The organism is Roseovarius sp. Pro17 (assembly GCF_035599575.1).
Lineage (GTDB): Bacteria > Pseudomonadota > Alphaproteobacteria > Rhodobacterales > Rhodobacteraceae > Roseovarius.
Window position 1 is genome coordinate 1052114 of record NZ_CP141179.1, and the last position, 20731, is coordinate 1072844.

Consider the following 20731-nt stretch of genomic DNA (forward strand, 5'->3'; position numbering starts at 1 on the left):
CGCGTTTGAGGCTGTATTGGCTTCGCCGTTGACGCCGGTTCGCCCTTGGTTCGGTATGTGGGGAACTTCATCTCGAAAATCGTCTTTCCATAAGCGATGACTGAACCGCGACCCTTCTTTGGTGTCAGACTAGAGGCGTCATGCGGGTTCCTCCAACATCTTTTGCGGACCATGTCCTTGGGCATCGTCCATCCGAGTGTCGAAGGTCCGGCGCCCTTGTCGGCAATGGCCCGAACTCGAACTCTCGTCCACTTGGCGCGCAGCGCTTGGGGCGAATGCCCTGCTAAGCAATCAAGGGCGACCAGAAGCCCGATTGGCGCAACCGCGCGGCCCACTGACAGATGCAGCGCCGTCTCGGGGGGGGGCACAAGGTCGCGTCCAGCTCATCCGCCAGCCGTTATCGCGGCTACGCATTTCTACACCGCAGATCAGGCGCAGGTCATAACCGTTCATGACCGATCCGACGAACAACCTGATCTACGTGCAATTAGGTGCCTCGCTGGGCGCGCTCCACGATATCGCGGGCGTCATCAGGCCGGTGACATTGCGTCCCGGATCGCGGTGACGGCGGACAGCATGTCGACCGTGTAGCTGTGGATCAGAAAATCGGGCCATGTCGACATCTTGACGGCCATGAACTCGGTCTTGGGGTCCAGATAGATCAACTGGCCAAAGACGCCACGGGCCATGAAATCCCCGCGCGCGACGTCGTGTATCCACCACTGGCGGCTATAGGCGCCATTGGGTGAGGTGAGGGTATAAGGATCACCGTAGGCGGCGTGATCGCCCGTCGCGCTGGCGCGCACCCACTCTTCGGGCACGATCTGAGTGCCGTTATACGCGCCGCCCTCGAGCATCATCAGGCCAAAGCGGGCATAGTCGCGCATAGTCGCGTTAAAACCGCCATCGGCCAGCGCGGTGCCTGCGCGATCGACGGTAAAATAGCCGTCCCGCTCGGCGCCGATGCGCGACCAGATGCGATCAGACAGCAGGCTGGAGAGCGATTGGTTCGCCGCACGCTCCAGCGCCCAAGCGGTAACGTCCGTCTCGATCGAGCGGTACTTGAACGACTCACCATGCGGGCGCTCTTGCGGCAGGGTGACGATGACGTCGCGGATTGTCGGCACCGGCTCGCCCGGTTCGGGTGGACGCCATCCGCTGGCGACGTCGATGCGGGTCATATCCGAGCCGGGCGTGCCGTAATCCTCGGTAAACCGCGCGCCTGACGTCATGTCGAGCACATGGCGCACGGTGGCACCTGCATAACCCGACTTCTCCAGCTCCGGTATCAGGACCGTAAGTGGTGTGTCGAGATCCAGTATGCCTTCGCCGTGCAGGACGCCGGCCAGCGTGCCGACGACCGACTTGGCCACCGATTGCGATAGATGCGGCGTGCGCGGCTCCATGTCGTTGTGATAGCTTTCATGCACCACGCGCCCACGGCTCATCACCAGAAACCCGTCGGTATAGCTGGTGTCCAGCCAGTCCTTGACGCTTTGCTGCTGGCCAGAGAGCGCGGTGAATGTGATGGGGTTCACATCCCGCAGGGCCAAGGGCAGGGCGCGCACAGGCATTGTGCCGCGCTCGACGTCTGCGGTGGGAAACAGGCTGCGCATGTTCAGGAACGACCAGCGGTTGAATGGGGGCATGTCCCAATTCGACGGGCCGGGAATCTTGTCCGGCGGCGGCGGAAAGCCTTGCATGAGACCCTGTTCGCCGGCTGTGAGAATCGGCGCGCCCGGTACCGGTGCTGCCGGGACAGGCGCCGTTTGCACAGGTGTTGCCGGTGCGCTGGACGCAGGCAAAGGGACTGGCGCTGCCGGAGACTTGGAGCTGGGGGCGTCGGGGGGCGTCATGGAGTCTGTCCTCGGGGTCTGGGCGTAAAATGCAAAAGGACGGGGCGCAGACATGCGCCCCGTCCAGCACTCAATGCCTTATTGCTTCAGCTTCGTCCAGATGCGGTTGTAAAGATCCGTCACTTCCTGCGGGCAGGGCTCGACGAAGTCGGGCGCGGGCGCGCTATCGGGCATGACAATCTCGGGCGCTGTTTTCATGTCCTCGTCCATGAACTCCTCGCTGCCTGTGATGCCGTTGGCATAGCGCGCAAAGTTCGAGATCAGCGCCGCGTTTTCGGGCAGCATAATGAAATTCATGAAGAGTTTCGCGTTCTCCATGTTCGGCGCTTCCTTGAGGACTGCGGCGTTGTCCATCCACCCGGTAAAGCCCTCTTTGGGATAGGCATAGGCCAATGTCGGACGCTGTTCGCGCGCGCGCATGGCCGCACCGTTCCATGTCTGGCTGAGGTCGACATCCATGGAGGTCAGTTTTTCGATGGTGGCGTAGTCCATCGTGCGCCAGTATTCCTTGGCCTGCATCAGCAGTTCGGTCACGTCGCGCAGCTCTTCCATGTTGCTGTTACAACGATCATAGCCGCGATAGCGCAGGGCGGCATTGATAACCTCGGGCATGTCGCTGAGCATGTTGATGCGGCCCTTCAGCTCTTCTGGGGGCTCGAACATCAGTGCCAGTGTGTTGATGTCGCCATCATAGACCTCAGTGTCGACGGAAAAGGCGGTCGTGCCCCACTGCCACGGCACAGTGTAGTTGCGGCCCGGATCCCAATAGACGTCGACCCACTTGGGGTTCATGTTGCCAAAGTTTTCCATCTCGTTCGGTTTGACCTCGGCCAGCAGGCCCTGATCGACCATGATCTTGGCAGTGGAATCGCTGGGCACGACGATATCGTAGCCGGTGCTCCCTTCGCGGACCTTGGCCAGCATGATTTCGTTGCTGTCATAGCCGTCCAGATTGACCTCGACGTCGAATTCCTTTTCGAACTTTTCGATCAATTCGGGGCTGGTGTAGTTCCCCCAGTTATAGATGTTCAGCTCGCCCTCGGCCCATGCGGGGCCAGCGAGCGCCACGGCAGCAGCGAGGGTCGCAGCCATATTGCGGGTGGATGTCGTCATGTCGGTATTCCTCCAGTTGGTTTGTTTATTGGCGGACCTTATGTCCGCTTTTTGTTCCCGATCAGGAAAAAGATCGAGACCAGCACCACCGACAGGCCGAGTAGCACTGTCGAGACGGCGTTGATTTCAGGGGTGATGCCGCGCCGGATCTGACCCAAGATATAGACAGGCAGCGTCGTCTCGCCAGGGCCCGCAACCAGCAGCGTGATGATCACGTCATCCAGCGACACCACGAAGGCCAGCATCGCGCCCGCCACGATCCCCGGTGCCATCAGTGGCAGCGTCACCTTGCGAAACACTTGAATGGGCGTGGCGTATAGATCGGCAGCCGCCTGTTCCAGCGACAGGTTCATATCCTCCAGGCGCGCGCGTATGGGCATGTAGGCGAACGGGATGCAGAAGACCGTATGCGCCAGCATGAGGAATCCGATGCCGTTGATGCCCGTCGCCTGTTTGATGATGCCAAAGAGGGCGAGGGTGGACACGGCGGTCACGATTTCGGGCACCATCAGTGGTTGGTTGATGATCGCATAGGCCAGCGTCTGCCCCTTGAAGGCGCGCACCCGCGTCGTCGCCAGTGCCGCCATCGTCGCAAATGTAGTGGCAAATACCGTCGCCACGGCGGCCACCTGCAACGACACAACGGTCGCCTTGCGGATGCCGTCGTTGTCGAATGCTTCGCGATACCAGCGCAGGCTGAATTCGGTCCACTTGACGACCGAGCGGTTGTCGTTGAACGAATAGACGACCAGCATCACGATGGGCGCATAGAGAAAGAACAGGCAAATCCAGGCCATCGTGTCGAAGCCGGGCTGCTTGCGCAGGTCCTTCATTTTGCGGCGGCGCGGCGCTGCGGGATCGGGACTGGCGACGGTCGCCGGGGTCTGTGTGGGTGTGCGATCAGCCATGGCCGTTGGCCTCCTTGCCAGACGAACGGACATAGATGATCAGCGATGCCATCACGACGACCATCAGGATCAGCGCCGCCGCCGCCCCAAAGGGCCAGTTGCGCGAGCCGCTGAATTGCAACGCGATGAGATTGCCGATCATCAGCTCTTTGCCGCCGCCCAGCAATTCTGGCGTGATGTAAGCACCAAGGGCGGGGATAAAGACCAGGATGCAGCCCGCGACGATGCCCGGCTTTGCCATCGGAATGATGACGTGGCGCAGCACCTGAAAGCGGCTAGCGTAGAGATCATAGGCTGCCTCGACCAGCCGGAAATCCAGCTTTTCAAGCGAGGCATAGAGGGGCAGCACCATGAAGGGCAGATAACTATAGATGAGGCCCGCAAAGATCGCGTAATTGGTGTATAGCATTCCGATGGGCTGGTCGGTGACGCCCAATCCCATAAGCCCGATATTGATAATGCCCTCGTCGCGGATGATCAGCAGGATCGCATAGGTGCGCACCAACAGGTTCACCCAGAAGGGCAGCGTAATCATGAACAGCCACAGGTTACGGTGCTCAGGGGGCTTGGATGCGATGAAATAGGCGGTGGGAAAGCCGATGATAAGCGCGCCAACGGTGGCCCCGAAGGCAAGGCCGATCGAGCGGCCATAAATGTTGAGATAGGTCGACGAAAAGGCCAGCGTGTCATCGAAAATGTCGCGGTCAAACAGGAACTGCACATAGGCGTCGGTCGAAAACTCCCATGTGACGCCGCCGTAAGTGCCTGGGCTGAGGAATGAATAGATCAGCGTGATCGTCAGCGGAAAGAGCCCAAAGAGGCCGATGATGATCAACGCGGGCGACAGTAGCTGCCTGCGCCGCCGCCGCGCGGCCGCGTCCGTCTGGCGGCGGGCCTCGGCGAGCATCGCGTCGGAGTTGGCTGTGGATGTGATAACGTCGCCCATCAGTCCACCAGAACCTGAACCGCGTCTGGCACGGATATGCCTACCTCAGCACCAATCTGTGCATCGGTCTGCGCGCGACGCACCAACACCTCGCCGCCGCCTTCAAGGGCCACATGCACGTTATGGCCTGCGCCGAAATAGACGATGTTGGTTACCCGCCCCTTGAGGGATGCATCCGCCGCACCGGGCGCCGTCAGGTCCATGTTTTCGGGCCGGATTGCGACCGATACAGGCCCCTCGTGCGCTGCGCCTTTGGCCAGAATTGCGCCAATCGGCACACCGCCGGGCAGGATGACCTTGCTGCCATTTGCATTAAGGTTGCCATCCAGTATATTGATATCGCCTATGAAATCCGCGACAAAGCGGCGCGCGGGATTGTTGTAGATTTCCTTGGGCGCGCCGACTTGCAGGATGGCACCCGCCTGCATCACGGCGAGGCGGTCGGACATGGTCAGCGCCTCTTCCTGATCGTGTGTGACAAAGACGAAGGTGATCCCCGTCTCTTCCTGAAGGCGCTTTAGCTCGATCTGCATTTCCTTGCGTAGCTTGAGGTCCAGCGCCGACAAAGGCTCATCCAGCAGCAGCACCTTGGGGCGGGGTGCCAACGCGCGGGCCAGCGCCACGCGCTGCTGTTGACCACCCGATAGCTGATCGGTGCGTCGGTCTGCCAGATGCTCCATCTGGACCAGTGCCAGCATCCGCTCGATTGCCTCTTTGATCTCGGATTTGGGGCGGCCCTGCATTTCGAGGCCAAAGCCGATATTGCGCGCCACGCTCATATGCGGAAACAGCGCGTAGGACTGGAAAACCGTGTTCACGGGCCGCTTGTAAGGAGGCAGATGCCCGATTTCCTGACCGTCCAGCAGGATCTGGCCCCCATCGGGCAGATCAAAGCCGGCGATGAGGCGCAAAAGAGTTGTTTTACCACAGCCGGATGGGCCGAGCAGTGTGAAAAATTCGTTCTTGCGGATATCGACCGACACGTTGTCGAGGGCGGTAATCATGCCCGCGCCTTGCCCGAACGTTTTGGTGACACCCTCGGCGTGGACCATGACGTCCCGCGCGCCGCTCTCTTTTTGCACGGCCATCGCTGCGGTGGTCGTCATACGGCTCTCCTGCTTCGTTACTCGTATCGCGACTCCGCGCGATTCTATGGCGCATACGTCTGTATGCAGCCTATGCCGCACGCGCTTGCCACGTAAACACCCATTACGTAGCGCTGAGTTCGATCAGATACGCTGGATGCCTCTGCGAGGAGGTATTTACCCGGCGCGCGCGATACAGCAATCTGTGAGCCGACATGACCCTCAGCCCAAGGAGACGGCGTATGGCAGGCAAGGCGGATCTGGTAATCCTGAACGGCAAGGTGCTGACGATGGACGCGGGCCATCCCCGCGCCGAGGCAGTCGCGCTGGCAGGCGGTGTTATCATAGCTGTCGGTAGCACTGCTGAGATCCGCGCACTGGCCGCACCCGACGCGCGAGTCATTGACGCCGCTGGCGGCACGGTTCTGCCGGGATTTATCGACAGCCACGTGCACCTGTTCCAAGGCTCCGCCGCACTGGAATTCATGGCGATGGAGGGGATCGGGACCGGCAAGGATGCGGCGCAGACCATCCGCGACTACAGCGAGGCGAACCCCGGTGAGCCGATGATCGTCGGCACCGGCACCGCCTATGGCCTGATGGACGGGCGCAACCCGACACGCCACGATCTGGACGCCATCCTGCCGGATCGCCCGCTGGCGCTGCTGGCGCCGGATATCCATACGCTGTGGGCCAATACGATGGCGCTGGAAAAGGCGGGGCTGTTACACGGTGGCCCGGTGCCCGAAGGCAGCGTTATCGTGATGGAAGAGGGCGGCACCGCGACTGGTGAGTTACAGGAAACCGGCGCCTTCGGCCCGGTTTTGCGCCTCAGCCGCACCGGCGGACGCGACATGCTGGGCTATGTCACAGGCGCTGAACCCGAGCCGCCCGCCAGCGAGGCCGAGCGTGCCGCCGACCGCGCGCTAATCGCCAAGGGGCTGACACACGCCGCATCCCACGGCATCACGACGATGCACAATATGGATGGCAATTTCTATCAGCTCGAGCTGCTGAGCGATCTGGACGCATCAGGCGATCTGAAATGCCGGATGCAGGTGCCGTTTCACCTCAAGAATTACGATCCGCTGGACCGGCTGGAGGAAGCCTCCGAGATGCACAGGCGCTACACCGGCGACCGGGTCTGGTCAGGCCGGGTCAAGATGTTCATGGACGGGGTTATGGACACGCATACAGCGCTGATGACGCGGCCCTATCCCGGCACCGACACTGTGGGCGAGCCCGTGTTCGATCCCGAGCATTTCAATGCGGCGTGCATCCGGGCCGACGCGATGGGCCTGCAAATCAGCGTCCACTCCATCGGCGACCTCGCGACGCGCCGCACGCTGGATGGCTATGAGGTGGCCCGCCGCGCCAACGGCGCACGTGATTCCCGTCACCGGATCGAACATATCGAGGTGATTCACCCCGACGACCTGCCGCGCATCAACGCGCTGGGCGCGGTGGCCTCGCTACAGCCGCGCCATTCGCCGCTGGGGGATTACTTCCCGATCATTCCGCAGGGGACGCTGCTATATGATGATCAATATCCCTACACCTTTGCATGGCAGCGCATTCGCGATACCGGCGCGCCTGTGATCTTTTCGACCGACTGGCCGGTGGTGCCGGTCGATGTCATGCGCAACATCGGGTGCGCCATCGCGCCCATGCAACCGGGCGCGCCATGGGACGTGCGACCACAAAGCCTGATGGACACGCTCGCCTCCTATACCTCGGGCAATGCCTGGGTCGAGTTCAACGAGGGACGCAAGGGGCAGCTAGTAACGGGCCAGATGGGCGATGTCGTGGTGATGGATTGCGATCTGGAGGCGTGCGCGCCGGACGCGATTCACAAGGCGCGGGCGATGGTCACCATCTGTGGCGGGCAAATCACCTATAGCGGGTGATGGGCGAGAAACATGAGGTTGTTCGCGGGCATTGGCAACGGCGGCTGAGGGCGCAGCCCGGCGGCGCGCATCCAACTTGCGACATCTTTGGCGTCCTTATAGCCGATCTCGGGATCGCTCGCCCTCAGGCTGGCGTCAAAGCTGGCGTCGGCCTCTGACACAGTGCGCCCATCCCGCAGAAAAGGGCCATAAACGGCGAATAGACCGCCCGGCACCAGCGCCTCGGACACTTCGTGCAGCAGAATATGCGCTTCGCTTTCGCTGATGAGGTGCAAAAGGTTCACCAGCACGATCAGATCCCGTCTGCCGTGGCGTGCGCCCCATCCCGGCGTTGTCGCGTCCAGCGTGATCGCGCGCCGGATATTCGGCGCCTCTGCCCACGCGTCGATGCTGGCATGGCGGGCGGCGTCGATCTCACTCGGTTGCCAAGTGATATGGGGCAGGGCGGCGGCGAACGCGACCACATGCTGACCTGTGCCGCTGGCAATTTCCAGCGCGCGGCCCTCGTGGGGGCCATGCACGGCCAGCACCTCGGCAATAAGCGCCGCATTGCGCTGGGCCGACGGGGAGTTTAGGCGCGCACCCGTATCAGGCTCGGCGATCGAGGCGGCAGCAGGTAGCTGGTTGCGAAAAGGCATTGGCGCGTCCTTTGGCTGTACGCACAGGATGGCAAAAAAACGCGCGTTTGTCACGTGGCAGGTGACGCAGGGATATGCGATTGAGCCCTCTGGCGGTGCGCGCGGCGCTCGCCTAGAGTGCGGCTATGTCCAAACCAGCCCGATTCATACACCTACGCGTCCATAGCGAATATTCCCTGCTCGAAGGGGCCGTGCGGCTGAAAAAGCTGCCGGGCCTGTGTCAGGACGTGGGCATGCCCGCCGTTGCCGTGACCGACACGAACAACATGTTTGCGGCACTCGAATTCGCCGTCTCGGCGGCGGATGCGGGCATTCAGCCGATCATGGGCTGCCAGATTGATCTGGCCTATGTCGACGTCGCACCCGGCGAGCGTGCCGCGCTGCCCGCGCCTATCGTGCTGCTGGCCCAGAACGAGGAAGGGTATGAGCACCTGATGAAGCTCAACTCCTGCCTCTATTTGCGCGGCGATGGTGAGTTGCCGCATGTCACGCGGATTGATCTTGCTGAAAATTCTGCTGGTCTGATCTGCCTGACCGGCGGCCCCGATGGCCCGATCGGACGCCTCTTGCGCGCCGGCCAGCGCGACGCCGCCGAGGCGCTGATGCGCCAATTGACCGAGATTTATGGCGACCGCCTATATGTCGAGTTGCAGCGCCACCCCGGCGAGGATGGTCTGCCCGAGGCAGAACGGCTGAGCGAGCGTGGCCATGTTGAAATGGCCTATGCGATGGATCTGCCGCTGGTTGCCACCAATGACGTCTATTTCCCCAAGTCAAAAATGTATGAGGCGCATGATGCGATGCTCTGCGTCGCCGAGGGGACGTATGTCGATCAATCCGCCCCGCGCCGCCGCCTGACGCCGCAGCATAACTTCAAGACGCCGCGCGAGATGGCAACCCTCTTTGCAGATCTGCCCGAGGCGATTGAAAACACGGTGGAAATCGCCAAGCGCTGTGCCTTTGGCGCCTACCGACGCGACCCGATCCTGCCGAAATTCGCCGATGACGAGGTGGACGAGCTGCGCCGTCAGGCCAAGGCTGGGCTGGTGGAACGTCTAAAGGTCATCCCGCACGCCACCAGCGTCGAAGAGTATGAAAAGCGGCTGGAATTTGAGTTGGGCATCATCGAGGGCATGGGCTTTCCCGGCTATTTCCTGATCGTCGCCGATTTCATCAAATGGGCCAAGGATCGCGAAATTCCGGTGGGTCCGGGGCGTGGCTCGGGCGCCGGTAGCCTCGTGGCCTACGCGCTGACGATCACGGACCTTGACCCGCTGCGCTACAGCCTGCTGTTTGAGCGGTTCCTGAACCCTGAGCGTGTGTCGATGCCCGACTTTGACATCGACTTCTGCATGGATCGCCGCGAGGAGGTGATCCAATACGTGCAGGAGAAATATGGCCGCGACCGTGTGGGCCAGATCATCACCTTCGGCGCGCTCTTGTCCAAGGCTGCTGTGCGCGACATCGGGCGCGTGCTGCAAATGCCTTACGGGCAGGTGGATCGTCTGTCGAAAATGATCCCCGTCGAGGGCGTGAAACCCGTCAGCATCCAGCAGGCGCTGGCGCAAGAGGACCGTCTGCGCGAGGAGGCCCGCAACGAGGAGGTCGTCGACCGCCTGCTGAACTACGGGATGCAGGTCGAGGGGCTGCTGCGAAATGCCTCGACCCACGCGGCCGGCGTAGTGATTGGGGATCGCCCGCTGGACGAACTGGTGCCACTCTATCAGGACCCGCGTTCGGACATGCCCGCAACCCAATTCAACATGAAATGGGTCGAGCAGGCAGGACTGGTCAAGTTCGACTTTCTGGGCCTGAAAACCCTGACTGTGATCCAGAACGCAATTCAGCAAATTCACGGCGAGGGGCGCGATCTGCATACCGCCGCCGATGGCAGCGGGATCTATCAGCCGATTGAGGGCGCCGAGAACGATATCGGCCAGATCCCATTAGACGATGCCAAAACTTACGGGCTTTATGCCAAGGCCAAGACGGTCGCGGTGTTTCAGGTGGAAAGCTCGGGCATGATGGACGCGCTCAAGCGTATGAAGCCGGATTGCATCGAGGATATTATTGCGCTGGTCGCCCTTTATCGGCCCGGCCCGATGGAGAATATCCCGAAATTCTGCGAGGTGAAAAACGAGATATCGGATCGCGACCTGCTGCATCCGACGATTGATCACATCTTGGATGAGACGCAGGGCATCATCGTTTACCAGGAACAGGTGATGCAGATCGCGCAGGAGATGGCGGGCTATAGCCTTGGCGGCGCTGACCTGCTGCGACGTGCGATGGGCAAGAAAATTCAGGCGGCGATGGATGCCGAGCGGCCCAAGTTCATCGCGGGCGCCAAGGAGAATGGCGTCGATGACGACAAGGCGCTGGAGGTGTGGAACCTTCTGGATAAATTCGCCAACTACGGTTTCAACAAATCGCACGCGGCGGCTTATGCGGTGGTCAGCTATCAGACGGCCTGGCTGAAGGCGAACCATCCCAGCGAATTCATGGCCGGGGTCATGAATTGCGATATCCACCTGACAGACAAGCTGTCGGTTTACTTTGAAGAGGTTAAAAAGGGGCTTGAGTTGCCTTGGGCGCCGCCTTGCGTCAACCGCTCGGATGCGCAGTTCTTGGTGCGGGAGGGTGTTTTGCATTACGGCCTCGGTGCGTTGAAAAATGTCGGGGTCGAGGCGATGAAGCTGATCGTGGAAGGACGCGGCGAGAAGCCTTTCGCCACGCTCTACGATTTCGCGCGTCGCGTCGATATCAAACGGATCGGCAAGCGCCCGTTGGAGATGCTGGCCCGCTCTGGCGCGTTCGACGAGATTGATCGCAACCGCCGCCGCGTGTTCGAAGCGGTCGAGCCGCTGATGAACTACTCAGGCGCGATCCACGACCAGAAGAATTCGGCGCAGGTGTCGCTGTTCGGCGAGGCGGGCGAGGATTTGCCCGAGCCGCGCCTGCCGCCCGTCGACGATTGGCTACCCGCCGAGCGTCTGACGGAGGAGTTCAAGGCGGTCGGTTTCTACCTTTCGGGCCACCCATTGGACGACTATATGGCCGCGCTGAAACGCAAGCAGGTCAAGACGCTGGACGAGGTGATCGAGCTAGCCGCCCGCGCACCATGCGTGGTCAAGATGGCAGGCATCGTCGCAGGCCGCCAAGAGCGTAAATCTGCGCGCGGCAACCGCTTTGCCTTTGTTCAGCTCAGCGATACGACAGGCGGTTACGAGGTTGTCATGTTCTCGGAAACACTGGAAAAATCGCGCGAACATATCGAGACGGGCGCGCAGGTCGTTGTGACGGTCGAGGCGACGATGGACTCCGAACAGCTCAAGCTGCTGGCACGCTCGGTCGCGCCGATCGACGGCGTAGTGGCGGATGCAGGTAGCCTCGGACTGTTGATCTTTGTCGAAGATCCGTCTGCGTTGGCATCCGTGGCGAAGGTTTTGGAGGGCGCAGCCGAAGCCACACGCGCAGCGCGGCCCGGCCCCATCCGGTTCTGCCTCATGGCCGAGGGATTGCCCGGCGAGGTTGAGCTATCGGCTGGGCGCGACTATCCGGTGACGCCCCAGATCAAGGGCGCGATCAAAAGCCTTGAGGGCGTTATGGATGTTCAGGACATTTAAGCCGCCGCGCGTTCAGTAGTGCGGAGGCGGCTCATTCCCAAGCGTGACAGAGCCGCCTGCATCGCTCTCGCGTTCAGCTTCGCGGCGCATCAGCATCTCGACCCGGCGGGTCAGCACCGCAATTTCGGCGTCTTGCCGCGCGACAGTGTCCGACATGTCTTCGAGCGCGCGGATGAGGTGAGCGATCTGTTCTTCGAGGCGTTCCATGATGTCCTTGTGGCGCGCGCCGGGCATTGCGTCAAGCGGGCGCGGCGGAGGGGTGGCCGAGCAGGAAACTTTGCCCAGGAAAAAGCCGCCCGCGAGGTGCCTGCCTTGCCGCCGTGCGGCGCTTGGGCTAGACCGCGCGGCAGATGCAACAGCCCCGGAGCCATCAAATGGCCAAGCCGAAAAAGACCCCACGCCCCAAGGCGCAGACGCCCAAGGGGTTTCGCGATTACTTTGGCGTTGAAGTGGTCGAGCGTGCAGCCATGCTGGAGGCAATTGCGCGGGTGTATCATCACTACGGCTTTGATGCGCTGGACAGCTCTGCCGTCGAGACGGTCGAGGCGCTGGGCAAGTTTCTGCCCGATGTCGATCGCCCCAATGCAGGCGTGTTCGCGTGGCAAGAGGATGAGGGCGAGAAACCCGGCGATTGGCTGGCGCTGCGCTATGATCTGACGGCGCCGCTGGCGCGAGTTTATGCCCAGCACAAGGACGACCTGCCGATGCCTTATCGGCGGTATGCCATGGGGCCTGTCTGGCGCAACGAAAAGCCGGGCCCGGGCCGATTTCGTCAGTTTTATCAGTGTGATGCGGATACCGTCGGCGCGCCGTCTGTGGCTGCGGATGCTGAGATTTGCGCAATGCTGGCTGATTGTCTGGAGAAAGTGGGCATTGAGCGCGGCGATTACGTCGTTCGGGTGAACAACCGCAAGGTTCTGAACGGCGTGCTGGAGGTCATGGGACTTAATGAGCAGACGCAGCGCGATGCGGTCCTGCGCACGATCGACAAGTTTGACAAGGTTGGCAGCGATGGTGTGCGGCAGCTGCTGGGCAAGGGGCGGCTGGATGCGTCGGGCGCCTACATTGACGGCGTGGACCTGAGCGATGCGCAGGCCGAGCCGGTCATCGCGTTCCTGACGTCAAAAGGCGCGGATGCGGGCGAAACGCTGGCCAATCTGCGCGCCGCAGTCGAGGGATCGGCCATAGGCGCTGAGGGCGTGGACGAATTGGAAGAGATCGCGGCGTTGGTCAGCGCGCAAGGCTACGGGCCGGACCGGATCGAGATCGATCCCAGCGTTGTGCGCGGCCTTGGTTACTATACCGGGCCGGTTTTCGAGGCCGAACTGACGTTCGACATTCTGGACGACAAAGGTGCCAAGCGTCAGTTCGGCAGTGTCGCGGGTGGCGGCCGGTATGACGATCTGGTCAAGCGGTTCACCGGGCAGTCCGTACCGGCCACCGGCGTCAGCATCGGGGTCGACCGCCTGCTGGCAGCGCTGCGAGCCAAGGGGCAGGCAGGCGGCGCGGCGCAGGGGCCAGTCGTGGTGACGGTCATGGACCGCGCGCGCATGGCTGACTATCAGTCTATGGTTGCAGAACTGCGGCAGGCGGGCATCCGCGCCGAGGTCTATCTGGGCAATCCCAAGAACTTTGGCAACCAGTTGAAATACGCTGATAAACGCGGCAGCCCGGTAGCGATCATCGAGGGCGCGGATGAGCAGGCCAGAGGCGTCATTCAGATCAAAGATTTAGTGCTGGGCGCACAAATCGCCACCAGCGCCACGCTGGAGGAATGGAAGGAACGGCCCAGCCAGTTCGAGGTGCCGCGCGATCAGATGCTCGCCAAGGTGCGCGAAATTCTGGACGGCGCGGACTGATGCCAGACCTCGGACCTGCGCCGTCGCGCGCGACCATCCGCGCCGAGGCTTCGCGTCTGCGCGCACTGTTTGAGGCGGCGGGTGCACAGGCTGTCGAGACGGCGATCCTGCAACCCGCCGACGTGCTGTTGGACCTCTACGGCGAAGACATTCGCGCCCGCGCCTATGTCACTTCCGACCCGCTGAAGGGCGAGCAGATGCTGCGCCCTGATTTCACCGTGCCGGTCGTGCAGATGCATATGGAAAGCGGGGCCGAGCCTGCCCGCTATACCTATTCCGGCGAGGTTTTTCGCCGCCAAGAGGACGATTCGCGCCGGGCCAGTGAATACATGCAGGTGGGATATGAAATCATGGGCGGCGCTGCCCCTGCCGACGCAGATGCCGAGGTCTTTGCGCTGATACAGGGTATCCTCGCGCCGCTGGGCCTGCGGGCGGCGACGGGCGATATTGGCATCCTGATGGCGGCAGTCGACGGGCTGCGCACGAGCGAGGCGCGCAAGGCCGCGCTGCGCCGTCATATCTGGCGCCCGCGCCGCTTTCGCGCGCTGATCGACAGATTCTCGGGCCGCGCACCCGTGCCGCCCAGCCGCGTCGCGCTGTTGGAGGCAACTGATCCGATTGCAGATGCCGGGCCGCTGATCGGCCTGCGCAGCGCGGCCGAAATCGAGGCGCGTATAGATGCGCTGCGCGCGGATGCTGAGGCCGCGCCAATCGCCGAGGGCGAAGTGGACCTGCTGGGGGCCGTGCTGAACGTGCGTGAAACATGCCCCTACGCGCTGGAGCGTCTGCGCGATATCGCGGTGGACATGCCCGCCATCAACGCTGCGGTCGCCGCGCTATCGGCGCGGCTGGATGCGCTGGACGCGCGCGGCGTCGATGTCTCGGCGCTGCCGTTTGAGGCGTCTTATGGCCGTGCGCAGATGGAATATTATGACGGATTCGTATTCGGCTTTACCAGCGACGCGCATCCTGATTTGCCAACCGTCGCTTCGGGTGGGCGCTATGATGCGCTGACGCGGCGATTGGGGGGCGGGCGCGAAATCCCTGCTGTTGGAGGGGTGATCCGGCCCGGTCTGGTGGCGTGGCTGGGAGGTATGACATGAGCGTGCGTCTGGGTGTGCCGTCCAAGGGACGGCTGATGGAAAAGACCTTTGACTGGTTCGGTGCGCGGGGCGTGACGCTGGGTCGCACCGGGTCCGAGCGTGAATACGCGGGCGTCGTCGAGGGCGCGGGCGATGTCGAACTGGTCCTGCTGTCGGCGGGCGAAATCCCGCGCGAACTGGCGGCCGGGCGCATCCATCTGGGCGTTACCGGCACCGATCTGGTGCGCGAGAACCTCGCCGGATGGGAGAACTGCGTTGAAGAGTTGGCCGAGCTGGGATTCGGCCATGCCGATCTGGTGCTGGCCGTGCCGCATGCCTGGGTCGATGTCGGCACGCTGGACGATCTGGACGCTGTTGCGTCGGCCTTTCGCGAGGTACATGGGCACCGGTTGCGCATCGCCACCAAATATCACCGATTGGTACGTGATTTTCTGCGCGAGCATGGCGTCGCCGACTACCGACTGGTCGATAGTCAGGGCGCGACCGAGGGCACGGTTAAGAATGAGACTGCCGAAGCCATCGCTGACATTACCTCGACCGGGGACACGTTGCGCGCGAACCATCTGAAATTGCTGGATGATGGGTTGATCCTGCGCAGTCAGGCAACCCTGCTGCGTGCCCGCCGCGCTGGGATGAGCGACGCCGAGCGCACGACCATGGCCGCATTGGTGGCCAAGCTGGGCGTCGACTAAACGCCGAGCGGAATGCACTACTACCCTGCAAACGAAAACGCGCAGCCCGATGGGGGCGGCGCGTTGTATTGTTAAGGGTGTCGGGCGAAAATGACCCGACTGTCCGACTAGAAGCGGAACGTTGCGCGGGCCTGCGCTGTGGTTGCGTCCACTTCAAAACCGCCCGGGACGCCGGAATTGAAGCCGTCGAACTCGTGGTACAGGACTTCGCCACCTAGCGAGATGTTCCGAGTGATCAGATGCTCGTAGCCGGCGCCGACAAAGTAACCGTCTTCGTCGCTGATCACGTTGGTGTCGGCATTGGCATAACCAGTGGTTGCATATAGCAGACCGTTGCCGAACTTGTAGCCGCCGCGCAGTTTGGCGCGCCAGATGCTTTCAACGTCCACGGCAGGGGCCAGCGCGATATCAGCCCAGTCGTAGTCAAAGCCAGCACCGATAACCCAGTCGCCCAGATCGTAGTCATAGCCAGCGGTCAGACCGCCGATGAGGTCTTCACCGTCAATATCAGGCAGGTTGGTGTCTAGGAGAGCGTAGCCCAGTTGGCCGCCAGCGTAGAAGCCGGTCCAGTTCGGCGACGAGAAACCGGGTGCGGGTGCCGGTGCAATCACGGGCGCTATCGGTGCGGGCTCAATGTTGCCAGCGAATGCTGTGTTAGCCATCAATGCAGATACTGCTGCGGAGAGGAGGTATTTCATCGAATGATCCTTTTAGCTTCGTTTGCGCCGACCGCGTCGATGACTATCGCCGTACACTCGCCTTATAAGCCCATGATTAAGATTGTCTTAAGGCATGCAACAATCCTGTCGAGCGGTTGGTTTCAGGAAAGGGTGATCTTTCTCAACGATAAACTGCCCAGTTTAGCTATCATAGATTGAGTCGCGGCAGGGAGCTTTTCATCATGCAAACGAAAAACGCGCGGCCCGATGGGGGCCGCGCGCTGTATTCGGTAGTTGTCGGGCCAAAATGGCCCGACTGTCCGATTAGAAGCGGAACGTTGCGCGAACCTGCGCTGTAGTCGCGTCGGCGTCCAGGCCAGGAACGTTGAAGCTGTCGAACTCGTGGTACAGAATTTCGCCACCGACGGAGATGTTCTGTGTAACCAGGTGCTCGTAACCACCACCAACAAAGTAACCGTCCGAGTCACCGATTGTGGAGACGTCGGCGCTTGCATAGCCTGCGGTTGCGTAGAGCAGACCGTTGCCCAGCTTGTAGCCGCCGCGCAGTTTGGCGCGCCAGATGCTGTCAACGTCGACAGCGGGGGCCAGCGACACGTCAGTCCAGTCGTAGTCGAGGCCGGCACCGATAACCCAGTTGCCCAGATCGTAGTCGTAACCAGCAACCAGACCACCGATGAGGCCGTCACCGTCTACGCCAGCGGCGTTGGTGTCGACGTCAGCGTAACCCAGCTGGCCACCAGCGTAGAAGCCGGTCCAGTTGGGGGACGAGAAGACCGGCGCAGGTGCCGGTGCAATCACGGGCTCCATCGGTGCGGGCTCGATGTTGCCAGCGAATGCTGTGCCTGCCAACAGTGCGGATGCTGCGGCTGCGGAGAGAAGATATTTCATAGTAGTAATCCTTTCAGTTTCGATCGCGCCGACGACTATCGCCAGACACGCGCCTCATGAACCCCTATTTAGGATTGGGTTACGGGATGCAACAATCCTGTTGAGAGGTCCTTTTCAAGAAAATGTGATTTCTATAGGCGATAACTTGCCCAATTTTTCCCCCGTAGATTGAGTCGCGGTAAAATTGAATAATTTACCCAATGAAAACAACGTGTTTCGCGCTGGCCTTTGCGGGCAGCTATGCGCCTGAGGTCGCTCAAAATAGGGTAATATGGTGCCAGCAGGACGTCGCCAGTGTTGCTTTTATAGCACTCCGATGTCCGCAAGCGCGGCGCTCAGAGAGGGTGGCAATGCGTCCTCGCCACTGCGTGATTCAACCAGATCAGGCGGCGCTTCGCTGCCCGGCAGATAGCGCCACCCTTGAAAGGGCCGTTTTTGCACGGTGCCGGTGCGCACAACCTGAGAATCAAGCACAATGGCGCAGCGCCGGATGCCGTCGGCTCCGATCACTTCGTCAAGGCGCAGGATTCGCTGGCGGCATTGCAGCACGCCCTGAATCACCCAGTAGATTGAGCCACCATCCAGCAGCTCGGCCTCGCGACGGGGCCACATGCGCGTAACATGGCGTGGGATGCCGTCGTCACCCTGCGCGCGGCGCGTGGTCTGCCACGCCGTCAGACTGGCAACGTTGTCGGTGCCGACGCTCAGCTTTATCAGGTTCAGGGGGGCGGGTGTCATGGAGATCAGTTTATGCCGCTGCGCGACGAGTTCAATGGCCGGTGTGGGGATTATTGTCATACCGGGCAGCCGAATCGGCATGCGGTCTGCCTGCTCCGCTGTTGCGGGATGGATGTTTTGCCCAAAGAAATCAGCCGTTAGCGTGCGCGTCGGTTGCCGCCGGGGCAGGGGGCGCGGGCTTGTCGTCCATCGTTGACCGGACGGCGGCACAGGCCTATTGTTGCGACCCGCGCCATTCCTATTCATCCCGATCTGCCGGAGTTCATCGCCATGAGCCGTTTCGCTGCCCCTATTTCCGAACAGATATGGAATATGAAGTATCGCTTTACCCCCGCTGAGGGCGCAGGCGACGATTCTGTCGAAGATAGCTGGCGCCGGGTGGCGCGCGCGCTGGCCGCAGTCGAAGACAAGCCCGCCGAGTGGGAAGAGAAATTCTACGGAGCGCTTGAGGATTTCAAATTCCTGCCCGCAGGCAGAATCGCGGCAGGGGCCGGGACGGGGCGCAAGGTGACGCTGTTCAACTGCTTTGTCATGGGGACCATCCCTGACGACATGGGCGGCATTTTCGACGCGCTGCGCGAGGCGGCGCTGACCATGCAGCAGGGCGGCGGCATCGGCTATGATTTTTCGACCATTCGCCCGAAAGGCGCGGTGGTTAAGGGTGTAGGCGCGGATGCCAGCGGGCCGCTGAGCTTCATGGATGTGTGGGACGCGATGTGCCGCACTATAATGAGCGCTGGCAGTCGCCGGGGCGCTATGATGGCGACCATGCGCTGCGATCACCCTGATATCGAGGATTTCATCGCCGCCAAGAGTGATTCCGCCCGCCTGCGCATGTTCAACCTAAGCGTTCTGATAACCGATCCCTTTATGGCGGCCATTGAGGCGGACGGCCCTTGGGATCTGGTCTTTGGCGACAAGGTCTATCGCACAATGCAGGCGCGCGATCTGTGGAACCGGATCATGCAGGCGACCTATGATTATGCCGAGCCGGGCGTGATTTTTATCGACCGGATCAATCAGGCCAACAACCTCGCCTATTGCGAGACCATCTCGGCCACCAACCCCTGCGGCGAGCAGCCGCTACCGCCCTATGGCGCGTGCCTGCTGGGCAGCATCAACTTGGCTAGGCTGGTCAGCGATCCCTTTGGCAAGGCTGCGGCATTGGACGAGGACGCGTTGACCGATCTGGTCGCCGTCGCCGTGCGCATGATGGACAATGTCGTGGATACCAGCCAGTTCCCGCTAGAGGCGCAGGCCGCCGAGGCCGAAGACAAGCGGCGGATCGGTCTGGGCGTCACCGGATTGGCCGATGCGCTGTTGATGGTTGGCCAGCGCTATGGCTCGGACAAGGCGGCAGCGCAGACAGAGGCGTGGCTGAAGGCGATTGCGCGCGCCGCCTATCTGGCTTCCGTCGATTTGGCCCGCGAAAAGGGTGCCTTTGCGTTATTCGACAAGGACGCATACCTCGCCAGCGGCACGATGCTGGGCATGGATCAAGACGTGCGCGAGGCGGTAGCCAAGCATGGCATCCGCAACGCCCTGCTGACCTCGATCGCGCCGACCGGAACCATCAGCCTCTATGCCGGTAATGTCAGCAGCGGGATCGAGCCGGTGTTCGCCTATAGCTACACCCGCAAGGTGCTGCAAAAGGACGGCAGCCGCACCGAAGAGGAGGTCATCGATTTCGCCGTCCAGATGTGGCGCGACCGCTTTGGCGATACTGAGCTGCCCGATCATTTCGTCAACGCCCAGACGCTGGCCCCCTCAGATCACGTCCGCATGCAGGCGGCGGCGCAAAAATGGGTGGATAGCAGCATATCCAAGACGATCAACTGCCCCGAGGATATCAGCTTTGAGGCGTTCAAGGACGTCTATATGCAAGCGTGGAACAGCGGTTGCAAAGGCTGCACCACCTATCGACCCAATGATGTGACCGGGTCGGTCCTGAGCGTTAGCGAGACCGCCAATGTCGCGCCGCAACAGATCAGCAGCGATGGCGCCGAAGTCGTCTATATGTCCGAGCCGCTGGACCGCCCTACCGAATTGGAGGGCATGACCTACAAACTAAAATGGCCCGATAGTAGCCACGCGATTTACATCACCGTCAACGACGTGGTGTTGGGCGGGCGGCGTCGCCCCTTCGAGGTATTTATCAACTCCAAAAACATGGAGCATTTCGCCTGGACAGTCGCCCTGACACGTATGATCAGCGCAGTGTTCCGGCGCGGCGGCGATGTGTCATTCGTCGTTGAAGAACTCAAAGCCGTGTTCGACCCGCGCGGTGGCGCGTGGATGGGGGGTAAATACGTGCCATCCATTCTGGCGGCCATCGGAGGGATCCTGGAGCAGCATATGGTGCAAACGGGTTTCCTAGCCGGCGAGGGCCTAGGCCTGAAATCTGACCCAACAGCGCAGGTGGTGAACTTAAGCGGCGGCCGAGCACCCGCATGTCCGAGTTGCGGTGACTTCGCAATGCGGATGGTTGAAGGATGCATGACCTGCGCCAGCTGTGGCCATTCCAAGTGTCAGTAGCCATAGCAACCGTCCAGTTTTAGCTGAGTGACAAAAACTTTCAAAATGCCGCCAGGCCTCCGGCTTGGCGGCATTTTTCTTTTTGTCAGTCAAGATGGGGCGTGGTCGCCATAAGCACAAATGGCAGCTTTGCCCATACAACCAAGAGTCCAAAGGG

The 20731-nt window shown here is 61.5% G+C and carries 16 protein-coding genes; 6 read left to right on the forward strand and 10 right to left on the reverse strand.

The genetic code is table 11. From position 1 onward, the window contains the following. Positions 1–530: 530 nt before the first annotated feature. From U3654_RS05140 to U3654_RS05160, 5 genes are all read right to left on the reverse strand, one after another. Entirely contained in the window at positions 531–1856 is a 1326-nt protein-coding gene (locus U3654_RS05140) for a serine hydrolase (RefSeq protein WP_324754282.1), read from the reverse strand. Positions 1857–1934: 78 nt separating this feature from the next. Continuing rightward, positions 1935–2969 (reverse strand): extracellular solute-binding protein, encoded by a 1035-nt coding sequence (locus U3654_RS05145; protein ID WP_324754283.1) that lies wholly within the window; start codon positions 2967–2969, stop codon positions 1935–1937. Between the two features lie 38 nt (positions 2970–3007). Beyond that, on the reverse strand, positions 3008–3802 hold the full coding sequence (locus U3654_RS05150; RefSeq protein ID WP_324755224.1) for an ABC transporter permease: 795 nt from the start codon (positions 3800–3802) through the stop codon (positions 3008–3010). A gap of 67 nt (positions 3803–3869) precedes the next feature. After that, the gene (locus tag U3654_RS05155) at positions 3870–4784 is read right to left on the reverse strand and encodes an ABC transporter permease (RefSeq protein ID WP_324755225.1); all 915 of its coding nucleotides are present in this window, start codon (positions 4782–4784) and stop codon (positions 3870–3872) included. Positions 4785–4822: 38 nt separating this feature from the next. After that, positions 4823–5929: an ABC transporter ATP-binding protein gene (locus U3654_RS05160; RefSeq protein WP_416384559.1), complete on the reverse strand. Its 1107-nt coding sequence runs from the start codon at positions 5927–5929 to the stop codon at positions 4823–4825. A 221-nt stretch (positions 5930–6150) separates the two neighbouring features. On the opposite strand from U3654_RS05160, the gene U3654_RS05165 reads away from it, so the two are divergent. After that, complete coding sequence (locus U3654_RS05165; protein WP_324754284.1) at positions 6151–7815, forward strand: amidohydrolase; 1665 nt, start codon at positions 6151–6153, stop codon at positions 7813–7815. Here U3654_RS05165 and U3654_RS05170 read toward each other — a convergent pair. Further along, positions 7803–8453: a DUF938 domain-containing protein gene (locus U3654_RS05170; RefSeq protein ID WP_324754285.1), complete on the reverse strand. Its 651-nt coding sequence runs from the start codon at positions 8451–8453 to the stop codon at positions 7803–7805. The two genes, U3654_RS05165 and U3654_RS05170, sit on opposite strands and share 13 nt — an antisense overlap. A 125-nt stretch (positions 8454–8578) precedes the next feature. Here U3654_RS05170 and dnaE point away from each other — a divergent pair, with 125 nt between their 5' ends. Further along, the gene (dnaE, locus tag U3654_RS05175; protein ID WP_324754286.1) at positions 8579–12079 is read left to right on the forward strand and encodes a DNA polymerase III subunit alpha; all 3501 of its coding nucleotides are present in this window, start codon (positions 8579–8581) and stop codon (positions 12077–12079) included. 12 nt (positions 12080–12091) lie between these two features. Here dnaE and U3654_RS05180 read toward each other — a convergent pair whose 3' ends face one another. Continuing rightward, entirely contained in the window at positions 12092–12286 is a 195-nt protein-coding gene (locus tag U3654_RS05180; RefSeq protein WP_324754287.1) for a SlyX family protein, read from the reverse strand. A 167-nt stretch (positions 12287–12453) separates the two neighbouring features. On the opposite strand from U3654_RS05180, the gene hisS reads away from it, so the two are divergent. Genes hisS through hisG form a run of 3 tightly spaced genes read left to right on the forward strand, consistent with a single transcriptional unit; the run spans position 12454 to position 15733 of the window. Beyond that, entirely contained in the window at positions 12454–13938 is a 1485-nt protein-coding gene (hisS, locus tag U3654_RS05185) for a histidine--tRNA ligase (protein WP_324754288.1), read from the forward strand. Then, positions 13938–15041 carry an ATP phosphoribosyltransferase regulatory subunit gene (locus U3654_RS05190; protein ID WP_324754289.1) on the forward strand — a complete coding sequence of 368 codons (1104 nt, stop codon included), beginning with the start codon at positions 13938–13940 and terminating at the stop codon, positions 15039–15041. The genes hisS and U3654_RS05190 overlap by 1 nt, the downstream gene beginning before the upstream one ends. Further along, on the forward strand, positions 15038–15733 hold the full coding sequence (gene hisG / locus U3654_RS05195; protein WP_324754290.1) for an ATP phosphoribosyltransferase: 696 nt from the start codon (positions 15038–15040) through the stop codon (positions 15731–15733). Before U3654_RS05190 ends, hisG begins: the two co-directional genes overlap by 4 nt. A gap of 107 nt (positions 15734–15840) precedes the next feature. On the opposite strand, the gene U3654_RS05200 is transcribed toward hisG, so the two are convergent. The 3 genes from U3654_RS05200 to U3654_RS05210 form a co-directional block, all read right to left on the reverse strand. After that, entirely contained in the window at positions 15841–16431 is a 591-nt protein-coding gene (locus U3654_RS05200) for an outer membrane protein (protein WP_324754291.1), read from the reverse strand. A gap of 285 nt (positions 16432–16716) precedes the next feature. Continuing rightward, positions 16717–17301 (reverse strand): porin family protein, encoded by a 585-nt coding sequence (locus tag U3654_RS05205; protein ID WP_324754292.1) that lies wholly within the window; start codon positions 17299–17301, stop codon positions 16717–16719. 303 nt (positions 17302–17604) lie between these two features. Further along, positions 17605–18039 carry a DUF1489 domain-containing protein gene (locus U3654_RS05210; RefSeq protein ID WP_324754293.1) on the reverse strand — a complete coding sequence of 145 codons (435 nt, stop codon included), beginning with the start codon at positions 18037–18039 and terminating at the stop codon, positions 17605–17607. Positions 18040–18309: 270 nt separating this feature from the next. Here U3654_RS05210 and U3654_RS05215 point away from each other — a divergent pair, with 270 nt between their 5' ends. Further along, positions 18310–20574 (forward strand): adenosylcobalamin-dependent ribonucleoside-diphosphate reductase, encoded by a 2265-nt coding sequence (locus tag U3654_RS05215; RefSeq protein WP_324754294.1) that lies wholly within the window; start codon positions 18310–18312, stop codon positions 20572–20574. The last annotated feature ends 157 nt before the right edge of the window (positions 20575–20731 follow it).

Excerpts from the sequence above, each read along its gene's own strand:
- U3654_RS05140 (WP_324754282.1), bottom strand. The coding sequence starts at position 1,856 with ATGACGCCCCCCGACGCCCCCAGCTCCAAGTCTCCGGCAGCGCCAGTC.
- U3654_RS05145 (WP_324754283.1), bottom strand. The coding sequence starts at position 2,969 with ATGACGACATCCACCCGCAATATGGCTGCGACCCTCGCTGCTGCCGTG.
- U3654_RS05150 (WP_324755224.1), bottom strand. The coding sequence starts at position 3,802 with ATGAAGGACCTGCGCAAGCAGCCCGGCTTCGACACGATGGCCTGGATT.
- U3654_RS05155 (WP_324755225.1), bottom strand. The coding sequence starts at position 4,784 with ATGCTCGCCGAGGCCCGCCGCCAGACGGACGCGGCCGCGCGGCGGCGG.
- U3654_RS05160 (WP_416384559.1), bottom strand. The coding sequence starts at position 5,929 with ATGACGACCACCGCAGCGATGGCCGTGCAAAAAGAGAGCGGCGCGCGG.
- U3654_RS05165 (WP_324754284.1), top strand. The coding sequence starts at position 6,151 with ATGGCAGGCAAGGCGGATCTGGTAATCCTGAACGGCAAGGTGCTGACG.
- U3654_RS05170 (WP_324754285.1), bottom strand. The coding sequence starts at position 8,453 with ATGCCTTTTCGCAACCAGCTACCTGCTGCCGCCTCGATCGCCGAGCCT.
- dnaE (WP_324754286.1), top strand. The coding sequence starts at position 8,579 with ATGTCCAAACCAGCCCGATTCATACACCTACGCGTCCATAGCGAATAT.
- U3654_RS05180 (WP_324754287.1), bottom strand. The coding sequence starts at position 12,286 with ATGGAACGCCTCGAAGAACAGATCGCTCACCTCATCCGCGCGCTCGAA.
- hisS (WP_324754288.1), top strand. The coding sequence starts at position 12,454 with ATGGCCAAGCCGAAAAAGACCCCACGCCCCAAGGCGCAGACGCCCAAG.
- U3654_RS05190 (WP_324754289.1), top strand. The coding sequence starts at position 13,938 with ATGCCAGACCTCGGACCTGCGCCGTCGCGCGCGACCATCCGCGCCGAG.
- hisG (WP_324754290.1), top strand. The coding sequence starts at position 15,038 with ATGAGCGTGCGTCTGGGTGTGCCGTCCAAGGGACGGCTGATGGAAAAG.
- U3654_RS05200 (WP_324754291.1), bottom strand. The coding sequence starts at position 16,431 with ATGAAATACCTCCTCTCCGCAGCAGTATCTGCATTGATGGCTAACACA.
- U3654_RS05205 (WP_324754292.1), bottom strand. The coding sequence starts at position 17,301 with ATGAAATATCTTCTCTCCGCAGCCGCAGCATCCGCACTGTTGGCAGGC.
- U3654_RS05210 (WP_324754293.1), bottom strand. The coding sequence starts at position 18,039 with ATGACACCCGCCCCCCTGAACCTGATAAAGCTGAGCGTCGGCACCGAC.
- U3654_RS05215 (WP_324754294.1), top strand. The coding sequence starts at position 18,310 with ATGAGCCGTTTCGCTGCCCCTATTTCCGAACAGATATGGAATATGAAG.